This is a genomic window from Phaeodactylibacter luteus (genome assembly GCF_007993045.1).
In the GTDB taxonomy this organism is placed as follows: Bacteria; Bacteroidota; Bacteroidia; order Chitinophagales; family Saprospiraceae; genus Phaeodactylibacter; species Phaeodactylibacter luteus.
This window is the reverse complement of record NZ_VOOR01000153.1, coordinates 1-998: the sequence shown is the minus strand read 5'-3', so window position 1 is coordinate 998 and position 998 is coordinate 1. Positions and strand designations below refer to the sequence as shown.

Below are 998 nucleotides of genomic sequence, written 5' to 3'. Positions count from 1 at the left end.
AAGTTTATCCCGCAACATGCTGGAAAAGCTCAGCCTGCGGGAAGCCCCGCCTTCGGTACTAGACATCTTAACTGTACAAAAGCGTACAGCGCTAGATTAGCCACAATTTACAAGCCCACGTGGCGGAATTGGTAGACGTGCATGATTCAGGTTCATGTGTCCTTACGGACGTGGAGGTTCGAGTCCTCTCGTGGGCACCAATTACCCAAAGCCTCAAGACTTTTGTCTTGGGGCTTTTTTTGTTTTACCTCTGGCCTTTGATCGACCGCATGCTTGCACGCGAAAACCGTACCCGTTCCAAAGAAAACCAGCTAAATGGGCTAAGCGAACTATATTGTACGAATTTATGGCTACCAAAGTCCGGGAACGAAGCTCTACTGGTTTTTTTGCCTCAACAGAGGCAGAAATGCTGGAATTTGCGGAGGCTTTGAAGACGGTCTCGATGACAGGAGATAAACGAGCCTATGAATAATAAACTAATCAGCCAAGCTACTTTTTTTCTCCTCCACCCATGCAAGCATTTGCTGAGCTGATTTGGTATCCGGGAAGAGCTTCAAGAAGAATTGTAAGTCCTCTAAAAAGCCATTCAAATCATTATGATTAGCGCCCTTTTCTAAAGCTTCCCCGACGACTTTCTGAGCAGTATCATAGCTGCCCTTCACAAGCTGATAAAGCGCTAAATTAAAACGAATCCGGTGGTCGCTCTCATCTTTCTCCAGACTTGCTTTACTTAAATCTATTGCTTGGTTTAAATGATCCTCGCTTTCTTCTTCGAGCTTTATACTGCATAGATGTAGCAAATAATGCCACCAGTCATCTTTATCATCTATCCGTGAGGCTTCTTGGAAAGAAAGCTTTGCTTCTTTAACTGCGTCCATTTCCAAGTAGATTTCTCCTTGATTCAACAATGCCCATTTGTATTCCGGGTCAAGTTCAATTAATCGGTTGAAATCCGACAGCGCCGCTTCGTATTTGCCCAACTGACGGTACGTTTCTCC

Annotated in this window: 1 protein-coding gene and 1 tRNA gene; one reads left to right on the top strand and one right to left on the bottom strand. The window is 44.8% G+C overall.

What is annotated here, in order from left to right; translation table 11 throughout:
• The first annotated feature begins 113 nt into the window (after positions 1-113).
• Positions 114-200: transfer RNA gene (locus tag FRY97_RS21930), tRNA-Leu, on the top strand.
• 276 nt (positions 201-476) lie between these two features.
• On the opposite strand, the gene FRY97_RS21925 is transcribed toward FRY97_RS21930, so the two are convergent.
• The coding region (locus tag FRY97_RS21925) for a tetratricopeptide repeat protein (RefSeq protein WP_147169761.1) at positions 477-998 on the bottom strand (522 nt) is incomplete at its 5' end.